The organism is Methylobacterium sp. P1-11, from assembly GCF_008329595.1.
Taxonomy (GTDB): Bacteria; Pseudomonadota; Alphaproteobacteria; order Rhizobiales; family Beijerinckiaceae; genus Methylobacterium.
This window is the reverse complement of sequence record NZ_NPKS01000046.1, coordinates 19,507-38,785: the sequence shown is the minus strand read 5'-3', so window position 1 is coordinate 38,785 and position 19,279 is coordinate 19,507. Positions and strand designations below refer to the sequence as shown.

Genomic DNA, 19,279 nt, shown 5'->3' with positions numbered 1-19,279 from the left:
GTAAACCTGCCCTTCTTCACGGCTCTGCTCCTCCCGTCAGGGTCTCACACAACCGGAAAACTCGCACTCACGCCGGACCAAAGCGATGGGGGGACGTCATGGGCGTTCGGGGCCCGCCGCCTCGCGACCGCCGCACTCGGTCTGCTGCTGCCGGCCGTCGCGCTTGGTAGTCTCGTTTGGGTGCTTTACGGAGGAACTGGATGAAGCCGACGTTCCGGCAATCCATGGCGTGGTTGCACGCTTGGTCCGGGCTTGTGGTCGGCTGGGTGCTGTTCGCGGTCTTCCTCACCGGCACCCTGAGCTACTACCGCACCGAGATTTCGCAGTGGATGCGGCCTGAGCTTCGTGCAGGTCATCCCGTCGATATCCCGGTCGCCGCGGAGCGTGCCGTCGACGCTCTGCGCGAGCGCGCCCCCGACGCGCGGGCTTGGTTCATGACGCTGCCGACCCCGGAGATCCCGGCGACCCGGATCGTCTGGCGCGCCGCACCCGGAGCTCCGTTCTCGGTGGCGCTTCTCCACCCGGCCACCGGTGCTGCGCTCACCGCGCGGGATACTCGCGGCGGCGACTTCCTCTACCGGTTTCACTACGAGCTCCACCTGCCGCCCCTGTGGGGACGCTGGATCGTCGGCGGCTGCGCCATGGTGATGCTGATTGCTCTGCTCAGTGGAATCGTCACGCATCGGCGGATCTTCGTCGATCTATTCACCTTCCGACCCGGGAGCGCGCCGCAGCGCGCATGGCTCGACGCGCACAACGTCACCGGTGTGCTGGCGCTACCGTTTCATCTGATGATCAGCTACACCGGTCTTGTAACACTGATGCTGTTGTACATGCCCTGGGGTGTGGACACGGCCTACCGCGGTGATCGCGAGCGCTACTTCCAGGACCGCGGCCAGACGATTGCGGCCCGTCCTCCGGCCCATGCCCCGGGGACGCTGGCGCCACTCGGACCAATGATCCGCGAGGCGATGCGCCTCACCGGCTCGGAGGCGACCTTCATCGCGATACACACCCCCCGCGACGCGCGAAGCACCGTGGTGGTGACGATGGATGAGCCCGAGGGCTTAGCTCACCTCCACCCCGCGGTCGGCTTCGATGGAGTGACTGGCACCTCGTTCGGCACGACCATGCCGGCCAGCGCGGCGACCACCGTGCACGGGACGTTGGTCGGTCTGCACGAGGCGCACTTCGCACGCTGGCCACTGCGCCTGCTGTTCTTCCTGTCGGGCCTGATGGGCTGCGCCATGGTGGCAAGCGGCCTTGTGCTGTGGGACCGTCGCGCGTCTACCCAAGCCCAACTCTGCGGCGCGACTGCCGCTGGGTCATCGGCTTGTTCACGCGCTCAACGTCGGCACCGTGGCGGGCCTGCCGATCGCCGTGGCGTGCTACTTCCTGGCCAACCGGCTACTGCCCGCCGCGATGCCGGCGCGTTCTGAGGCCGAAGTGCAGGCATTTTTCACTGGGTGGTTGTTGACCGCCCTTGTAGCCCTGTTCCATCAGCCGCTCCGGGCATGGAGCGTCGCCCTGACAACCGCCGCCGCCGGTTTATTCATGGTCCCAATCATCGACGGAATGACCACAGACCGCCATCTTCTTGCAAGCTTGAAAGAAGGCGACGCGGTATTCATATCTTTCAATGCCATAATCCTTTTTCTGGTGGCCGCGTTCGGTTTGGCAGCTTGCATTTTGATCAATCGTCGATCCGTTACTAGGCTGACTCGCAAAAATACTTTACCGACTGGTATTTGAACAGTCTGGCCGGTCAAAAATGCAAGACCATTATATGGCGCACGAGATCTCCAATGGCGCTGCAGTGCCATGGCTCATGCCTCCGTAGGGGCATAGACGGAAATTTCGCAACTGTTCTAAACGGATCGAAAAGGATCCGTGCGCTCTCTCAGCGGACCTTCTCCGATGTGCACCAGCGGCTTTGGGCCAGCGTCCGCATGCTGAAGTGTCGCAGCGCGCATCAAAAGGTGTTTGGCATTGTGTTGTTCCCGGCCATTTGAGACGCCTGCGTTCAAGGTGTGGTTAAATCATTTGACGGCTGGGCTCTATGAGCCTAAATTCTGCTTCAAATAGGATATCGCGCGTCCCTGAGATGGATTATATACATTTATGATGACTTTTCTAGATTCCAAAATACAAGAATTTGATCGGCTATGACTTCGCGGACCGTAGGGCCGTGGCCCGTCATCTGCTTGTATCCCCCAAGCGGGATGGAGAAGACGAGGTCGTAGGCGATCTTCTGAATGGCAGCCGCAATCTCTTTCTGTTTCACGAGGTCGGACTCGGCCAGGAAGGCGGTGCGCAACCGTTGAATCTCCTCGCTTTCGGCCCAGCCGACATAGCCGGCGCGGCCGCGGCCATCGAGATTCAGGTTCACGGCCGGACTCATGAGATCGAGGCTCGACCAGAGCCCCCAGGCAATGCTCCAGCCGCCTTGATTGATCGGATTCTGCTTCGAGCGACGGGTCAGTAGGCTCGCCCAGTCCATCGTGGCGACCTCGACGTTCATGCCGATCGACTTGAGGAGTTGCTCGGCAACCGGCGCAAGCGCGCTGCCAGTTGGCAGGTCGCCGGGATGAAGAATGATGACCTTCTCGCCCTTGTAGCCGCCCTCCCTCAGAAGCGCTCGGGCACCGTCGATGTCGGGCGTTCCGAGCTGGATCGCGCCGACCTCCGTCGAATAGGGTGATTGGCAGCTGTAGAAGGAGCCACAGACCTGGGTCAGGGTCTCGTCGCCGATCTGGGCGGCCAGAAAATCTGACTGGTCGACGGCGTGCAGCACGGCCTGCCTGATCTTCAGGTTGTCGAAGGGCGGGTTCAGCCAGTTCAGCTGCATGATCAGGAAGCCGCCGCTTCCGCGTGTGACCAGCGTTACGTCCTTCTGGCGCTTCACCTGCGGGATCAGATCCGGCGGCACGTTCTCGAGGATGTCGATCTCGCCGACGGCCAGTGCGTTCACTGCCGTCTGGACGTCTGGCATCTCGATCCACTCGACGCGATCGACGTTGACGACCTTGCCGCCAGCCAGGCCGTTCGCCGGTTCGGATCTCGGGACGTAGCCGTCGAAGCGCTCGTAGACAGTCTTGTTGCCCGGCCTGTATTCCGAGGCGACGAAGCGGAAGGGGCCCGAGCCCACCACCTCGGTGATGCGCTGTTCGATCGGCGTGTCGGCTAGTCGTTTCGGCATGATGAACGGCACCGGTCCGCCGGGCTTGCCGAGCGCTTCGAGGACGTGGCCGAACGGTTCCTTCAGGACGAGCCTCATCGTTTCTGCGCCCGTGGCCTCGAAACTCGCAGTGCTCGCCAGCAGACGGCCACCGAGGAGGTCGCGCTTGGCCCAGCGGCGCAAAGAGGCGACGCAATCCGCTGCGGTCACCGGAGTGCCGTCGTGGAAGCGCAGGCCCGGGCGGATTCGGAACGTCCAAGTCAGTCGATCATCCGAAACCTCCCAATCCTGAACCATCTGCGGCTGCGGCCGGGATTGGGAATCCATGGCGAACAAAACGTCGTAGACGAGATAGCCGTGGTTGCGCGTGATGTAGGCCGTTGTGTTGACCGGATCGAGGAGTGCGAGCGGCGCGTGCATCACCGCGCGCACGGTGCGTGCCGACCTGCCCGGCGACTGCGCCTGCGCCCGACCGCCGACCACCGTCGCTGCGGCGGTGCCGGCCAGACCGCCGAGGAAGGCCCGCCTGTTCTCAGACCACGACATCCGGTTAGATCTCCTTGCAGGTTTCAGCGCGCGGCGGCGACGTCCATGAGGCTTCGCAGCAGCGCCTGCCGGAAGGCGGTGGCCTCGGTCTTGAAGTCGATCCCGTAGGCGGCTTCGAAAGGCGGTTGTGGGCGGCAGGCCAGCGTCACGATCACCGAGCCGGTGCGCCGGTCGATGACGAGCGACTGCCCGGCAAAGCCGACTGCCGCCATCCCGCCCTCGGTCGGGATCCACCAGCTATAGCCATAGCCCGTCGCGCCGAACGAGTTCATCGTGGGTTCGACGGCGAAGTGGCGTCGGCCAGCCTCGTCGAGCCAGGTCTCCGGGAGAATCCGCCGGCCGTTCACGATCCCGTCCCCACAGAGGAAGGCGCCGAGCCGGCCGAGATCGCGCAGTGTCATCCCTGCCCGACTGCCGCCGATCTCCTGGCCGCCTTCGGATTCGAGAGTGTAGAAGGCGTCCTGCTCCATCCTGAGGGATGTCCAGAACGTCTCCGACATGTATTGCGCGAGCGTCTTGCCCGTCGCAACGGTGACGACACAACCCAACACGTAGGTGTCGCCGGTGTTGTAGTTGAACCGCGACCCGGGAGCGGCGACCCTCGGAAGCGATCGCATCAGTGCCAGCACGCCGCCCGGAACCTTGTCGCCCAGCGACTTGCTGTAGCGATTCACGTCCGAATGCCTGTCCGTATAATCCTCCGACCAACCGACGCCGGACGACATCGTCAGGAGGTGACGGATCGCGACATCGTCGTAGGCGGAGCCGCGGAGCGCGTCGACATAGCGCGAGACGGGCTCCTCGAGGCTGACAATGTGCCCATCCTGGAGGGCTGCGCCGACGAGGGTCGAGGTCAGCGATTTGACCATCGACATCGTCGACCAGCGCACGTCTTCGGTGAGCCCGAGCCCATAGCGCTCCAGCACGATCTCGCCCCGCTTCAGCACGAGCAGGCCTGCCGTGCGCGTTCGGGCCATGACATCGTCGACTGGGACCGGTTGCCCGTTCGAATCGAGTGGGCTGATCTCGCGCCCGCGCGGCAGCGCGGCAACCGTCGCACCCCGTTGGATTGAGCGCGTCGCGAACATCCGGTCGACGTTACGATAGGCATAGGCCTGCTCGCTCGGCGACAGGAGCAGGAAGTCTTCTCCACGGAACAGTACCGCCGAAGGCTTGGCTATGGGCGACTTCATGGCGCCCTCAGCTCCGAACGCATGCGCGGGCACCTTCAGACGGCTGGCGAGGTTGGGTCCGGCAGCGCGGCGAGGACGCGGCGGGCCTGAACGAGGTGCGGCGCGTCGAGCATGCGGCCGTCGAGCGCGATGGATCCGGCACCGGGATGGGCGGTAAACGCCGCGACCACACGGCGTGCCTCGGCGATCTCGGCCGGGCCCGGCAGGAAGGCCGCGTTGATGGCCCCGACCTGGGCCGGATGGATCGCCATCATGCCGTCGAACCCGTCGCGCCGGCCCCGGCCCGCATAGGCGGCGAGGCCCTCAAGATCGCGGAAGGCGGGGAACACCGTCTCGATCGCCGGAACACCCGCCGCGTGGGCGGCCATCAGGGCGAGCGTGCGTATCACCTCGTAGGGCGGGGTGTAGCGTCCGTCCGGCTCGCGGGCTGTCGCCGCGCCGATCGCGGCCGGAAGGTCCTCCGCACCCCAGGTCAGGCCGCAGAGAAGCGGAGCCACCTCGGCGTAGCTGCCGAGGCCGAAGACGGCCCGCGGCGTCTCCGTCGCGATGGGCAGGATCGGGATCGGTGCTAAGCCGCCGGCTTGGAGCTTGGCGGCGAGGTGCCTTACGCACTCGGCCCCTTCCGCCTTCGGCAGCACGATGCCGTCGGGGCACTTCGGTGAGATCGCCGCGAGGTCGCTGTTCGCGAACTCACCGGCCAGCGGGTTGATGCGACAATAGAGCGGCATCGGCCTCGGCATCCGAGCCAGAAATGCGGCCACGGCTTCGCGCGCCGTACCCTTTTCGGTGTCCGTGACCGAGTCCTCAAGATCGAGGATCAGCGCGTCGGCGCCGGAGCCGAGCGCCTTCTCCATCCGATCGGGACGGTCGCCGGGCACGAAGAGGAGCGATCGCAATCTCACGCGGCGCTCCGTCTCACGAGCGCCGTCCGCAGGCATCGGCAGACGATCTCGTCGCGCTGGTTGCGAGCGAGATGGTCGAAGACGACGATGCCTGCCTCAGGGCGCGATTTCGATGGCCGCAGATCCACAACCGTCGTCTCGATCCGAAGCGTGTCGCCCACGAAGACCGGCTTCGGCATGACAAGTTTGTCGTAGCCGAGATTGGCCACCAGTGTGCCGAGCGTCGTCTCGCCGACCGAGATCCCGACCATCAGGGCGAACGTGAACGTGCCGTTCACGACGACCCGGCCGAACTCGGTCGCGGCTGCATACTCGGCGTCGAGATGAAGCGGCTGCGGGTTGTGGGTCAGCGTCGTGATCAGGATGTTGTCGGTTTCGGTGACCGTGCGTCGGATGTCGTGATGGATCGTATCGCCCACGGTCCACGCGTCGAAGGTGCGGCCAGCCATGCGTCCCTCTCCCGCTTCCCGTATTCATCTCAATGCGCGAGGAACCGGCAGGTGCTCTCGGCCAGAGGCTGATAGACGTCGGCTCCCGGGATGCGGCGGACCAGCTTGGCGATGTCCCAGGGTCCGGTCGATTCGATCGTGCTCTTCACCGCCATCAGCGACAGGTCGTGCAGCATGTTGCCGTTCGGCTGGATGGTCCCGCCGCTTACGAAGGCGTCGTCGATCCGCATCTTTCCGAGCTCCATTCGCACGGCATCGGGATCGAGCGTGCCGATCGCCTCCACCGCTCTCAGGTATTGCAGCGTCGCCGAGTAGGCGCCGGCCTGGTTCATGCTCGGCATCGCCTGATGCGCCTCGAAGAAAGTCTTCGAGAATGAGCGAGCCTGGTCGTTCTGATCCCAGTAAAAGGATGTGACGAAATGTGTGCCCTGCGCGTTCTTCAATCCGATCCCGCGAACGTCCGTGTCGAACATCAACAGCGGCTGGACGCGGATGCCGGCTGCCGGCAGGCCAAACTCCGTCGCCTGTAGTACGGCGTTCTGCGTGTCGCGACCGGCATTGGCGAGTGCCAGGACCTGGGCGCCGGCCGCTTGCGCCTGCAGGAGGTAGGATGAGAAATCTGCCGTTCCGAGCGGATGGCGGACGACGCCCACCACTTTCGCACCTCTTGCCTCGACGACCTTGCGGGTTTCCTCCTCCAACGTCTTGCCGAACGTGTAGTCGGCAGTCACGAAGAACCATTTCTCGCCGGGCCGTGTCTCGGATTTTCCGGCGCCGCCCGACATGGCATAGTTGTTCCAGACATACTGGATGCCGTAGGGGCTGCACGCCTCGTTGGTGAGTGCGGATGTGCCGGAAAACGAGAAGAACAACGTCTTCTTCTCCTCCGTGAGCTTCTGCAGGGCGATCGCCGCGACGGAGTTGACGCTCTCAAGAAGCACCGGGGCATGATCTCGGTCAATCCATTGGCGGGCCGCGGTGAGCGCGTTGTCGGCCTTGCCCTGCGGATCGACCGACTCGACGCGGACCGGGCGGCCCAGGACGGTGCCGCCGTGCTCGCGGACTGCGATCTCCACGGCGCGCACGAGCCCGCGGCCATTGAAGTCGGCATACACCCCGGACATGTCCGTGAGGACGCCGATGACGATCGGATCGCCTGCCGCGGCGGGACCGCAGCAGGCGAGGCCGGCCCCGAGCAGGGCGAAGATGATCTTCGGAAGCGACATAGTTCCTCCCGGACGTTTCTCGTTTAGTTCGCAGGCCGCGACCGTCGGGGATCCGGCCAGAACGAGGTTCCGCGACGGGCGAGGCCGCCACCCAAGCCCATCGGTACGCCGTCGGCGCGCCAGCAGGCCGCGCCCGTCATGACGCCGTCAGGTTCGAAGGCGATCGCGCACATGCCGCCGGCGACATGATCAACCAGAGCGACGTCGTGACCGAGCCTAGAGAGGGCTGACCGCACGTCGGCCGGGAAGCCCCGCTCAATCTCCGCTTCCTGCCCCCAGGTGAACACGCGCGGCGCCTCGACGACCTCCTGCACGCTCATGCCGTGGTCGACGAAGTTCAGCACCGCCTGCATCGCGGAAGCCGGGATTCGGTGTGCACCCGGGAGGCCGAGCGCGAAGAGCGGCCTGCCGTCCCGTTTGCCGATCAGCGCCGTGATGCCGCTCGTGATGCGCTTGCCCGGCTGGAGCGACAGCGCAAAGCCCGGGTGCGGGTCGAAGAGCGACATGTAGTTGTTCGGGATGATGCCCGTGCCCGGCACCATGATGCGGGCGCCGAACAGGCTGTTTATGGTCTGGGTCGAGGTGACGATGTTTCCGTCCGCATCGGCAATGGTGACGTGCGTCGTGTTGGCGGACTCGTTCGAGCCGACGCCTGCAGCGTAGACGCCGGCACGTCCAGGGTCGATTTCCGTCCGCCGCAGGGCTGCGTAGTCCTTCGAGATCAGCCGGGCTTGCGGTACGTCCACGAACGCCGGGTCGGCTGTCGCTGCGCGACGGTCGGCCGCCGCAACCTTCAGGCATTCGAGCACGAGGTGCAGCGTTTCCGGCGTCCCGAAACCCGAAGCCCCGAGGTCGAAAGCCTCGAGCATGTTCAGGATCTGGATCGTGTGCACAGCCCCCGAGCAGGGCGGCGGCGGTCCGACGATCTCGACACCTCGATACGTGCCGCGGACCGGTTCACGTTCGACGGTCCCGTAGGCCGCCAGATCGTCGAGGCGCACGAAGGAGCCGACGCTTTCCAGATAAGCCGAAACCTCCCGGCCGAGCGCGCCGCCGTAAAGGAGATCCGGGCCCTCGCATGCGATCCGCCGCAGCGTGGCGGCGTAATCCGGTTGCACGAGCAGGGACCCCGGAGAGAGAGCGCGACCGCCGGGCAGGAACAAGCCGGCGATCGGTGGATCGAGCGAGAGGTCCGGTGCCGTGTCCTCGATGCATGCCGTGAGATATGGCGTGATCCGGAAGCCTCTGGCGGCATGGCGGATCGCAGGTTCGAGGAGCGCGTCGAGCCCGAGCCTGCCGAATCGCTCGGCCACCTCGCACCAAGCCTTCAGGTTACCGGGTACTGCGACGGCCTTCGGCCCGACCCGGTTCTCCCGTCCTGCGGCCTCCATGTAATCGGGCCACGTGTCGGAAACGGGCTTGTAGGAGTCGGACCGCGCGATCGCCGGTGCGGTCGCGAGCCCATCGATCACGGTCTCGCGCCCGTCTGCGAGCCTTATCAGAGCCGTGCCGCCGCCGAAGATCCCGACCATCATGGGCTCGACGACGGTCAGGGTGAAGAGTGCCGCCACGGTCGCGTCGATCGCGTTTCCGCCCGCGGCCAGGATCTCCACCGCGGCCGCCGAGGCGAGCGGATGGTTGGTGACCGCCATCCCGCGCGAAGCCCGGACGGCGGTCTTCTCGCAGGTGAAGGGACTGCCGCTTCTGGCTCGCCAATCCGACATGGCCGCGTGCTCCCACGGAAAGCCCGCCTCTCGGCAAGCCACAGAAGGCGAGTATCCGGTCGACGCAGCCTCCGGTCCAATAGGCGTTCAGGGCATTATCGAGAATACGGACTTATCGGACGGGCTGCCGCGCACGCCGTGTCGCACATGTCGGGCGAAGGCGCGCACGGCCGCGGAGGGATCGTGGCGGCGGAACGCGACCGCGAGTTCGGACGTCAGGGCTGTCCCTTCCAGCGGACGGTACCGAATGCCAGGCAAAGCGATGCAGCCGACCGAGTGGGGCACCAGAGCGATGCCGAGCCCCACGGACACCATGCTGACGATCGTCGTGAAATCGCGGCCCTGAGGGCCGAGCTTCGGTGAAAAGCCCGCTGCACGACAGGCCGAGATCGTATGATGGGCGAAGCTCACGTCCGGCGCGTGATGCGGCGTGATGAAGATGTCGTCGCGGCATTCGCCGAGCGGAAGGCGAGGCAGGTCGGCCAGCGGATGCCGAGCAGGGACCGCCGCGACGACCTCTTCCTGAAAGATCGACACGGTCATCACGCCGGCGGGCAATTCAACGGGCGGCCGCACGAATCCGACGTCGAGGCGCCCCTCGCCGAGTTCCTCCAGTTGGCGAGACATCTCCATCTCTGCGATGTCGAGTTGCACGTCGGGAAAGGCTTGCCGGAACTGGCCGACTATGGTCGTCAGGACGCCCGTATAGGCGGCCGACCCGACATAGCCGACCGTGATGTGGCCGAGTTCCCCCCGGCTGGCCTTCTGTGCCAGCAGGAGGCCACGTTCGACCTGCGACAGCGCCCGCCGCGCTTCCTCGGCGAAAAGCTCCCCCGCAAGCGTGAGACGGATGGCCCGGCGGGAGCGGTCGAAGAGCGATGCTCCGACGATCTCCTCCAGGGCCTTGATCTGCTGACTGAGCCCGGGCTGTGCGATCCGGAGGCGCTCCGCCGCACGGCCGAAATTGAGCTCGTCCACGACGGTCAGGAAATATCGCAGATGCCGCAGTTCGATCTGCGCCCGCGTCGGTCGCCGGCCGGCCATGCCCCTCTCATAGGTGCCGCTTATCGAAGATACCCTCTGGGCATATTGGACCAATGCGCCGGTTCCGGCCAGGGTCGCGGTCGAGCGTCCTCGGTCGCGCCTCGAACCCGAATGCATCATGGGACCGCTTCAGGATATCCGCATCCTCGACCTTACCACCGTGTTGATGGGGCCCTACGCGACCTCGATCCTCGGCGACATGGGGGCGGACGTGATCAAGCTCGAGCCGCCCGGAGGCGACCTCATCCGCCAAGTCGGTCCGAGTCGAAGCGGCTGCATGGGCCCGATCTTCATGCACGCGAATCGAAGCAAGCGGAGCATTGTGGTCGACCTCAAAACGCCGGCTGGGCGCGACGTCGCGCTGCGTCTTGCCGCGACCGCCGACGTGCTAATCTACAATATCAGGCCGAAGGCGATGGAGCGGCTCGGGCTCGGCTACGAGTCTGTGGCCACGGTTCGGCCGTCCATCATCTATCTTGGGGCATTTGGATTCGGCCAGGACGGCCCTTATGCCGACCGACCTGCCTACGACGACCTGATCCAGACCGCGAGTGCCATCCCGGCCCTCATGGCGGAGAGCGGCGAGGAGGGGCCCCGCTTCGTGCCGGTGAACATCGCCGATCGGGCCGTGGGTCTGCACGCCGCCAACGCGATTCTCGCGGCGCTGCTGCACCGCGAGCGGACGGGCGAGGGCCAGCGCATCGACGTGCCCATGTTCGAGACGATGGCGAGCCTGGTGCTCGGCGATCATCTGGGCGGCTTGACCTACGAACCGCCGCTCGACGGCGGTGGCTACCCCCGCCTTCTATCGCGCCATCGCAAGCCTTTTCGGACCCGCGACGGACATCTCTGTGTCGTGCTCTACACGGATCGGCACTGGCAGGCGTTCTTCCGGCTTGCCGGTCAGGATTGGCGCGCCAAGGATCCGCGCTACGCCACCCACGCCAGCCGGATCCGCCACATCGACGAGCTCAACGGGATGATCGCCGAGATCCTGCTGTCACGGACATCGGCGGAATGGGAGAGCGCTCTGGGCGAGCGTGACATCCCCTGCATGGCCGTCCAGACGCCGGCGAGCTTGCTCGAGGATCCGCATCTCGCTGCGACGGGGTTCTTCGAGAGCGTGCCGCACGCATCAGAAGGGCCGGTCAAGTCCATGCGCGTGCCGTCGCATTGGAGTCGAACGCAACCGGCGCCGGGCCGCCTCGCCCCCGGCCTCGGTCAGCACAGCCGCGAGCTATTGCTCGAGATCGGCCTATCGGACGCCGAGGTGGACAGGCTCGTAGACGGGCGGGTCGTATCAGAATAGCCGCAGCTGGCTAGCGCGCCTCGGAGAGCTGCCCTTCGCTTGAACGCGACAACAGAGGCTTGCTCGTATCTGCAAAGAGTCTGACAGCGTAACGCACCGGCTTCGACTAGCGCCCTAGGTGAAACTGCGGAGACAGTTTTCGAGGCGGATACTCCAAAGCAGTCGGATCGCCTTCAACCAGCGTCGACCGGCGGCATTGCGCCCATTTCGGTCATTCAGCTAGCCGGGACGATGGACCGTAAGCTGACATTCCAGGATCCAATCGCGTTACGCGCTTAAGGTCGGCTTGTGGAGTTCTAAGCGACGTTGATGAGTATCCTTGCACGCGGCCCTCGTCTGATCCGGTGATGTGTTGCGAGCCGTTTCTCGGCCGCTGCGACAACTCCACGATCGTTCAACCGCGGTGCAGCTGCAGCTCGAGGAAGTCTGTTGTCCGCCCTTGGTAGCGGCGGCGAGCGGGCTAACATCACGGGCCGGGCTCCGTGGACCGGTTGCTGACCTTGACGAGTTCGGTCAGGGCTGGTGATCAAGGCCGTCGCGTGGGGATGGGTGGTAGCGCGTTCGATCGTGGGGTGAGAGCCATGTACCGAGACAAAATGGCAGATCGAGTCGCGGCAGACGGCTTTATCGCCGCGCTCGATCAGAGCGGCGGGTCGACCCCGGGTGCGCTGCGCCTCTACGGCATCCCAGACGACGCCTACGCCGGCGACCCTGAGATGTTCGCCCTCATCCATGCGATGCGGGTGCGCATCATGACCTCGCCCGCCTTCACGGGTGCAAAGGTGCTTGGTGCGATTCTGTTCAAGGGCACGATGGACGGCAGCGCCGCCGGCAAGCCCGTTCCGGCCTTCCTTTGGGAGGAACGCGGGATCGTGCCGTTCCTCAAGGTCGACAAGGGACTTGGTCCTAAGGACGACGGCGTCAGCCTGATGAAGCCGATGCCGGATCTCGACGCGCTTCTCGAACGAGCCATCCGGCTCGGGGTCTACGGCACGAAGATGCGTTCAGTCATCAACATGCCTTCCGAGCGAGGCATCGCCGCCGTCGTGGAGCAGCAGTTTACGGTCGCCGACCAAATTGCCTCGCACGGGCTCATGCCGATTATTGAGCCGGAGGTGTCCATCAAGAGCCCCGACAAGCGCGGCGCCGAGGCGCTCCTTCTTGCGGAGCTAGCAAAGCGACTCGATGATCTTCCTGAAGGGCGGCAGGTGATGCTGAAGCTCACCCTGCCCGACGTAACGGACCTCTATGCGCCGTTGACCCGTCATCCGCGTGTGGCACGGGTGGTGGCGCTGTCGGGCGGCTACTCGCGGGAGGAAGCTTGCGCCAAGCTGGCCTGCAACCACGGCGTGATCGCGAGTTTCTCTCGCGCTCTCACGGAGGGTCTCACGGCTGGTATGAGCGATAACACATTCGATGCCACACTCGTCGAGGCGATCGACGAGATCTACAAGGCATCTGTCGACAAGCATCAGCGTTGAGAAAACTGACATAATCCAATTGGCGTCGCAACGCGGCTGAGCTCCGACGTGGATCAAGCGCTCCATTTCAGTCAGTGCTACGAGTGGATGCTAAAACACATCTGCTTTGACCCATTGCTAGCCTGAAGGCGGCCGTTCAGCCTTCGGCCAAATCCGGCCGGTAGTAGCACCTCAACGCCCCATCATGGACGCGAGGCTCGGCCACTTGTTTCTCCAGCACGCCGCCAGATTTGATGGCTATCGGGCGACCATGGCCAGCGCAGTGGCCAATTTTTGAAAGATCAGGACCGATCGTTCGAGCTGCTCCAGGTCGATGAATTCCTCCGGCCTGTGTGCCTGCTCCATTGAGCCCGGACCGAGGATCAAGGTCGGCGCCACCGCGGCGAACTGCGAGCCATCGCTGCCGAACGCGCCGACATCGGGCGACGCTGCGGTGACGGAAGCGGCCAACTGCACCAGGGGATGCTCAATTGCCAGTTCGGGCGGTGTCCCCTCCTGACGGACGACGAGGTCCAGGCCCTGACGGCGCGCAGCCGTCTCGACGCGCTCGATGACCCACATCGGATCGATCGCTTTCGAGTACCGGAACTTCATCCGGCAAGTCGCCAGCGGCGCGGTGATGTTGGTCGCTGTGCCGTGGTTGTCGACGATGATGTTGAGGTCACACCAGGGCGGCACGTAGCTCGGATCCTGGAATCGGGGATCAGCACGCAGGGTGAGGTAGATGTCTCGCATCTCGGACAGGAACGGGATCAAGGCGATGTTGGCATTCAGTCCATCCGCGGTCGAAGAATGGGCCTGGATGCCGCGGGCCGTCACGGTGAACTGCACGTCGGAGCGATGCCCGCGCAGGGGACGCAGGTTCGTCGGTTCGGCGACGAGTATGCCGGCGGGTGGGTGAGTCTTGAGCATCTGGCTCTCGGCGACGATGCGCCGAGCGCCGGCCTTGGTCGTCTCCTCGTCACAGGTCAGCAGCAGCATCACGGCGCGGTCGGCGGGCAGGCTGCGGGCGGCGACGATGGCCGCAGCCATCGGCCCTTTCATGTCGCAACTCCCCAGACCGTAGAGGCGATTGTCCTGAACTGCGGGTTGGAACGGATCGCGCGCCCAGCCGACCGGCGGCACCGTGTCCATGTGCGCCGAGAAGGCGAGGCAGCCGCCGGCCTGGCCGCGTAGGGCGACGAGCGCGGTTTTCTCGACGCCCTCCGGGTCGGTGAAATCCAGCCGCTCCACCGCAAATTCCGGCAGCTCGCTGACGATCAAATCGGCGAGTCCGCGATTGCTGCGGCTGCTGCGGGTGTCGAGCGCGATCAACCGCGAGGCCAAGGCGACAACTTCTGAGAGCGGGGACGACATCGCGCGATCCTGGACGGCGTGGACGCCGAGATCATAACGATGTCGCAGTCTCACCAAAGATCGGAGCTGAGACACCGTAACGGCATCCATCACCTCAGTCGACGTCGAGCGCGGCGTAGACCATGGCGCGGGCCAGCGTGCGGTAATGCTGGCGCTGGGCGGCCGAGGACGTCTGCATCATCAGAAGCGCGAAGAAGCCCGCGATCGGATCGACCCAGAAATAGGTGCCCCCGACGCCGCTCCAGAACCAGTCGCCGACGTTGCCCGGAACCGGCGCCTTGCCGGCCGCGAGCCTGACCGCCACACCCAGCCCGAAGCCGTAGCCCGGCCCAGGCGGATAGTAGGCGCCCTTCGCGATCGCCGTCCCGAGATGATCCGAGGTCATGAGCCGCACGCTCGCCGGGGCCAGGATCCGCACGCCGTCGAGGACGCCGCCGGCCAGCAGCATGCGCAGGAAGCGGGCGTAATCCGCGGTGCTCGACACGAGGCCGCCATTGCCGCGCTGGCTGCGCCGGGGCTCGGTCGGATCGTGGAAGGCTGGCCGCTGCCCGGGCGCCTGCGGCAGCGGCTGGGCAACGCGCGCGGCCAGCGCCGCCGGGATCCAAAACCGGGTGTCCGCGAGGCCGAGGGGCCCGAGGAGGGTCGCGTCGAGGATGCCCTGCAGATCCGCACCGCCCGCCACCTCCAGGACGCGGCCGAGCACGTCGGTGGCGTGCGAGTAGTGCCAGACCGTTCCGGGCGCGTGCTCCAGCGGCAGGCGGGCGATCCGCGCGGCGAAGGCTTCGTTGTCGAGATCCTCGGCGAGCAGGCCGTCGGCCTCGTAGGCTCGCCGCGCGGGCCCGTCGCCGAGATAGCCATAGGCGATCCCCGCCGTGTGCCGCAGGAGGTCCTGAACGGTCGGTGCGGTCTGAGCGGGCGCGACGCGGCCCTCCGGATCCAGCACCCCGAGGCGTCCGAAGGCGGGGATGAAGTCCGCGACCGGCTGGTCGAGGCGCAGGACGCCGTGCTCGGCTAGGACCAGGGTGGCGACCGAGACGACGACCTTGGTCATCGAGTAGATGCGCCAGAGCGCGTCTGGCTCGAGGGCGATGCCCGCAATGCTGTCCCGAAAACCGACGGTGCGCCGCCAGATGTCCCCGTCCGTGCCCCCGACGAGGAGGTCGGCCCCCGCGATCGCACCGGCCGCGACATCGGCGACCAAGCGGTCAGCGAGGCGATCGAGGCGGGGGAGGGAGAAGACCGGCGCGTTCGGCATGGCCATGATCTAGCGCATGGCCGCCGCGACGGCATCGCCGGGAGCCATGCGCTATCCGGCGTCGAAGGCGGGGTCTCCGTAGGGGTAGAAGTCGCTGGGCCGGAGATGCCGGTAGGGGAGGGCATCGAGGTGCACCGTCCCGACGAACGGCTCCGGCGGCTCGACCAGCAGGATCGTCCTCGCGTAGCCGCTGTCGTCAAAACCCCGGCGGAAATGGACTCGGGACTTGATCGCCACCACGTCGAAATCCTCTGGTTTCAGGCCGAGGTCCCAGAGTTCCGAGGGCTCCATGATCTGGACGAGGTAGGGGCTCAGGACCAGCACGTTGCCCCGGCCGAAGGCGACGCTGAGCCACGTGCCGGCACCCCGGCCGGTCGTACCCGCGACGATAGCCTGCACCGTTCCGGTGACGCGGACCGGGACGCCCGCCGAAGGCTCCGCCTCACCGCCCACGGGGCCGCCGACTTCCGCGTCGAACGGATCGCCGGTCTTCACGCCCCCGGCCAGCAGCCGGTCCAGGAGCGTGGGCGAGGCGACCGTAGCGATCAGTGTGCGCTCCAGCCCCTGCGCCAGCACCTCGGCGAGGAGCCAGGTCGCCCGGCCCGAGCGGTCGCTGTAATCGGCAAGCACGACCGGCGCTTCGCCCGCGCGCACGGCCTCGGAGGCTTTGGCAACGCCGTCCCGCACCGGGTGGATCGCGACGCTCGACACCAGGGCCGCGCGGTGCCGCCACGTCCAGGCCGCCATGTCGCGGGCGACCCGGTCGGCGAGAGCGGGATCGCCGTTCGTCAGCACCTGCACTGCCATGCCGGCATCCGGCACGTCCGACCAGGGGAAGCCGAAGAAGACGTTGACGAAGACGTCGGGCTCCCGCGCCTCCCAGACCAGGGCGCGCTGCACGAGGTAGGACCAGGGCGAGGCGCCGGTCCACATCACCACGGTCGGGGCGAGGATCGGGATGGAGATCGTCCGGTGCGCCGGCCGGAAGCTGCCGCGGATCGTCCGCACCAGCATCCGCGCCGCGCGCTGCCCCTGAAGATGCATATCGTAGTGCGGGAAGTACTTCACCGCGAACGCTAGGTCGGCGTGGTGCAGGAACTCGGCATCCTCGTTGCCGTGCGGGTCGAAGGTCGCCGCGATGGGCACGCCCGGCCCTACGATGGCCCGCACCCGCCGGGCGATCTCGGCCTCGGGGCGCGGCACCCCGCGCACTGCCATCGCCCCGTGCAGCGCGAGATAGACCCCGTCGAACGGCGCTCCCGCCTCCAGCTCCGCCAGCATCAGGCCCAGGAAGTGCTTGAACGCGTCCTGGGTCACCCAGCCCGAGCCGATTCCGGTGCGCGGCCAGAGCGGCGAGGTGAGGCCAATGAGGTCGACGCCCTCGTATTCCCGGGCGACCTGGACGAAGCCGCCCATGTAGCCCTTGGGATCGGTGGCGAGCAGCGCCTCGCCACTTGCCGGGGAGCCCGGATAGACGAAGTCGTCGCGGGTCGTGTCGTTCGGCAGGAACGTCACGGTCTCGTGGGTGAACTGGAGCACGGCGATGCGCATCGGCTTCTGTCTCTTCAGGGCGCGCGGCGCCGACGCGAAGGCCGATGCGGCAGGCGGGAGCGGGGCAGCGGCGAAGGCCGTCAGGCGGGCCGGACGTCGTAGAATTGCGGGAAGCCGGAGCGCAGGCCCGTCAGCCCGCGATAGGCGGTCGCCTCAAAGTAGGCGCCAAGCGGCAGGTACGGCACGTCGATGAAGAACTGCCGCTGGATCTCGGTGCAGATCGCCTTCTGGGCCGCGGGATCGGGCGCGGCGAACCATTGCGCGCGGAGCTCCTCCAGCCGCGGGGCCCGGGGCCAGCCGAACCACGCCTGATCGCCGTTGCCGCGGATGCCGAGCTGGCCGGCGGGATCGAAGTTGTTGGTGCCGTTCAGGTAGGTGACGAAGGTGCTCCAGCCACCTTTATCCGGAGGCTGGCGACTGGCCCGGCGCTGTACCAGGGTGCCCCAGTCCATCGCGACGACGTCGACATTCAGCCCGCTCTTCTGGAACGCCTCGGCGGCGACCAGCGCCAGCGGGTGTGTGGCGGGATAGTCGGTCGGGTCGAGCATGACCACGCGCTCGCCCCGGTAGCCGGCCTCCGTGAGGGCGCGCTTCACCGCGCCGAAGTCGCGCGGGCCCACCAGCACCTCGGTGCCCGCCCGCGTCGCCATCGGCGCGTCGGGGCAGAAGACGCCGACATGGTCCTTCCACAGCGCGCGCTCGTCCCCCGCGACCGCGCTCATGAACTCGGTCTGGTCGATGGCGCCGAGCAGCGCCCGGCGGATCGCGGGATTGTCGAAGGGCGGGTGCAGGTGGTTGAAGCGCAGGCAGCCGATGCCGCCGACCGGATCGAGCACCTCCAGCCGGATCTGCGGCTTGGCCCGGAGCAGCCCCTGCAGGTCCGGCGTGGGGTTCTGCCACCAGTCGACCTCGCCGGCCGCCAAGGCACTTGCAGCCGTGGAGGCGTCGGGCACGATCCGCCACTCGACCCGGTCGTAATGCGCGCGCTTCGGCCCGGCGGTGAAGCTCGCCACGCCGTCCGGGCGGGGCACGTAGCCGTCGAAGCGCTCGTAGACGGTGAGCGCCCCCGGCACCCGCTCGTCTGACTTGAAGCGGAACGGCCCGGAGCCGACCATCTCGGTGACCTGCGTGTTGGGGTCGGTCTTCGCCAGGCGCTCCGGCATGATGCAGGGCATCGAGGTGCCGGTCTTGCCGAGCGCCGCAGGCAGCAGCGGGAAGGGCCGCTTCAGGCGGAACACCACGTCGCGATCGGAGGCGGCGGTGAGCTCGTCGGTGGCCTCCATCAGCGCCCGGGCGAAGGCGTCGCGGGCGGCGAACCGGCGGATGCTCGCCACCGCGTCGCGGGCCAGCACCGGCTCGCCGTCATGGAAACGCAGGCCCTCGCGCAGGGTGAGCCGCCAGTGGCGGCCATCCGCCTCAATGGCATGCCTTTCCACCATCTGCGGCTGGAAATCGTAGCGCGCGGTCTGGCCGTAGAGTGTGTCGAAGACGAGGTAGCCGTGGTTGCGAGTGACAGTCGCGGTCGTCCAGATCGGGTCGATGACCGCGACGTCGCTTTCCGGAATGAAGCGCAGGACCTTTGCGGGCTGCGCCACCGCGGGCCGCACGACAGAGGCGGCAGCCAGCGCGGCGAGAACCTCGCGGCGCCTCATGCGCGATCGCTCGTGCTTGGCACCATCAAGTTCACATGCCCTTCAAGCTGGTGGCTTCGCAGAGTGCCCTTGGAGCAGCGGTGAGGCAAGGCGGCGAGGTAAGTTGGAGCACCGGACGAAGCGGTGTCATGATTGGAGGAGCGATGGGGCCTGTGAACCGGTGGCCTTTCTGCGCGAGGCGAAGGCAGGCCGATCCGTGCGCTGCCGTCAGAAAGCCGACGTTCGGCTTCGCGCCCATCTCGGCCGCTCAGCCCCGTCTCGCGGACTCTCCGAAGCGGACGCTGTGACAGCACAGCTTGTGGGTCTCAGTCGCGGCCATCTCAGTCATTCGAGGGGCCTGCTCACATCCCCCCAAGCGGACGCCCTTCGACACTGAAACGCCTACAAATTGAGTAGCGAGAAGAGGATTGGGC

Annotated in this window: 15 protein-coding genes; 3 read left to right on the top strand and 12 right to left on the bottom strand. The window is 66.5% G+C overall.

Going from position 1 to position 19,279, the window contains the following annotated elements:
• Positions 1-200: 200 nt before the first annotated feature.
• Positions 201-1,439, top strand: coding sequence for a PepSY-associated TM helix domain-containing protein (locus tag CIW48_RS29865; RefSeq protein ID WP_246695481.1), 1,239 nt, complete (start codon positions 201-203; stop codon positions 1,437-1,439).
• Positions 1,440-1,499: 60 nt separating this feature from the next.
• Here the strand turns inward: CIW48_RS29865 and CIW48_RS34350 are convergent, their stop codons facing one another.
• The 8 genes from CIW48_RS34350 to CIW48_RS29830 form a co-directional block, all read right to left on the bottom strand.
• Positions 1,500-1,823, bottom strand: coding sequence for a hypothetical protein (locus tag CIW48_RS34350; protein WP_246695480.1), 324 nt, complete (start codon positions 1,821-1,823; stop codon positions 1,500-1,502).
• A 296-nt stretch (positions 1,824-2,119) separates the two neighbouring features.
• Positions 2,120-3,724, bottom strand: coding sequence for an ABC transporter substrate-binding protein (locus CIW48_RS29860; RefSeq protein WP_149314034.1), 1,605 nt, complete (start codon positions 3,722-3,724; stop codon positions 2,120-2,122).
• Between the two features lie 23 nt (positions 3,725-3,747).
• Positions 3,748-4,950, bottom strand: a complete 1,203-nt coding sequence (locus tag CIW48_RS29855; RefSeq protein WP_197739401.1) for a serine hydrolase domain-containing protein — start codon at positions 4,948-4,950, stop codon at positions 3,748-3,750.
• A 2-nt stretch (positions 4,951-4,952) separates the two neighbouring features.
• Positions 4,953-5,819, bottom strand: a complete 867-nt coding sequence (locus tag CIW48_RS29850; RefSeq protein ID WP_149314030.1) for a CoA ester lyase — start codon at positions 5,817-5,819, stop codon at positions 4,953-4,955.
• Positions 5,816-6,268: a MaoC family dehydratase gene (locus CIW48_RS29845; RefSeq protein WP_149314029.1), complete on the bottom strand. Its 453-nt coding sequence runs from the start codon at positions 6,266-6,268 to the stop codon at positions 5,816-5,818. Before CIW48_RS29845 ends, CIW48_RS29850 begins: the two co-directional genes overlap by 4 nt.
• A gap of 29 nt (positions 6,269-6,297) precedes the next feature.
• Positions 6,298-7,494 carry an ABC transporter substrate-binding protein gene (locus CIW48_RS29840; RefSeq protein WP_149314028.1) on the bottom strand — a complete coding sequence of 399 codons (1,197 nt, stop codon included), beginning with the start codon at positions 7,492-7,494 and terminating at the stop codon, positions 6,298-6,300.
• Positions 7,495-7,517: 23 nt separating this feature from the next.
• A complete protein-coding gene (ggt, locus tag CIW48_RS29835; protein ID WP_197739400.1) occupies positions 7,518-9,218 on the bottom strand; it encodes a gamma-glutamyltransferase in 1,701 nt (566 codons plus the stop codon).
• Positions 9,219-9,305: 87 nt separating this feature from the next.
• Positions 9,306-10,262 carry a LysR substrate-binding domain-containing protein gene (locus tag CIW48_RS29830; protein ID WP_149314027.1) on the bottom strand — a complete coding sequence of 319 codons (957 nt, stop codon included), beginning with the start codon at positions 10,260-10,262 and terminating at the stop codon, positions 9,306-9,308.
• A 118-nt stretch (positions 10,263-10,380) separates the two neighbouring features.
• On the opposite strand from CIW48_RS29830, the gene CIW48_RS29825 reads away from it, so the two are divergent.
• Together CIW48_RS29825 and CIW48_RS29820 are read left to right on the top strand one after the other, a co-directional pair.
• Complete coding sequence (locus CIW48_RS29825; RefSeq protein ID WP_149314026.1) at positions 10,381-11,571, top strand: CoA transferase; 1,191 nt, start codon at positions 10,381-10,383, stop codon at positions 11,569-11,571.
• 581 nt (positions 11,572-12,152) lie between these two features.
• Positions 12,153-13,052 carry a fructose bisphosphate aldolase gene (locus CIW48_RS29820; RefSeq protein ID WP_149314025.1) on the top strand — a complete coding sequence of 300 codons (900 nt, stop codon included), beginning with the start codon at positions 12,153-12,155 and terminating at the stop codon, positions 13,050-13,052.
• 237 nt (positions 13,053-13,289) lie between these two features.
• Here CIW48_RS29820 and CIW48_RS29815 read toward each other — a convergent pair whose 3' ends face one another.
• From CIW48_RS29815 to CIW48_RS29800, 4 genes are all read right to left on the bottom strand, one after another.
• Positions 13,290-14,408 carry a M20/M25/M40 family metallo-hydrolase gene (locus tag CIW48_RS29815; RefSeq protein WP_149314024.1) on the bottom strand — a complete coding sequence of 373 codons (1,119 nt, stop codon included), beginning with the start codon at positions 14,406-14,408 and terminating at the stop codon, positions 13,290-13,292.
• A 94-nt stretch (positions 14,409-14,502) separates the two neighbouring features.
• The gene (locus CIW48_RS29810; protein ID WP_149314023.1) at positions 14,503-15,663 is read right to left on the bottom strand and encodes a serine hydrolase domain-containing protein; all 1,161 of its coding nucleotides are present in this window, start codon (positions 15,661-15,663) and stop codon (positions 14,503-14,505) included.
• 51 nt (positions 15,664-15,714) lie between these two features.
• Complete coding sequence (locus CIW48_RS29805; protein ID WP_149314022.1) at positions 15,715-17,214, bottom strand: M81 family metallopeptidase; 1,500 nt, start codon at positions 17,212-17,214, stop codon at positions 15,715-15,717.
• A gap of 80 nt (positions 17,215-17,294) precedes the next feature.
• Positions 17,295-18,866 (bottom strand): ABC transporter substrate-binding protein, encoded by a 1,572-nt coding sequence (locus CIW48_RS29800; protein ID WP_149314021.1) that lies wholly within the window; start codon positions 18,864-18,866, stop codon positions 17,295-17,297.
• Between the last annotated feature and the right edge of the window lie 413 nt (positions 18,867-19,279).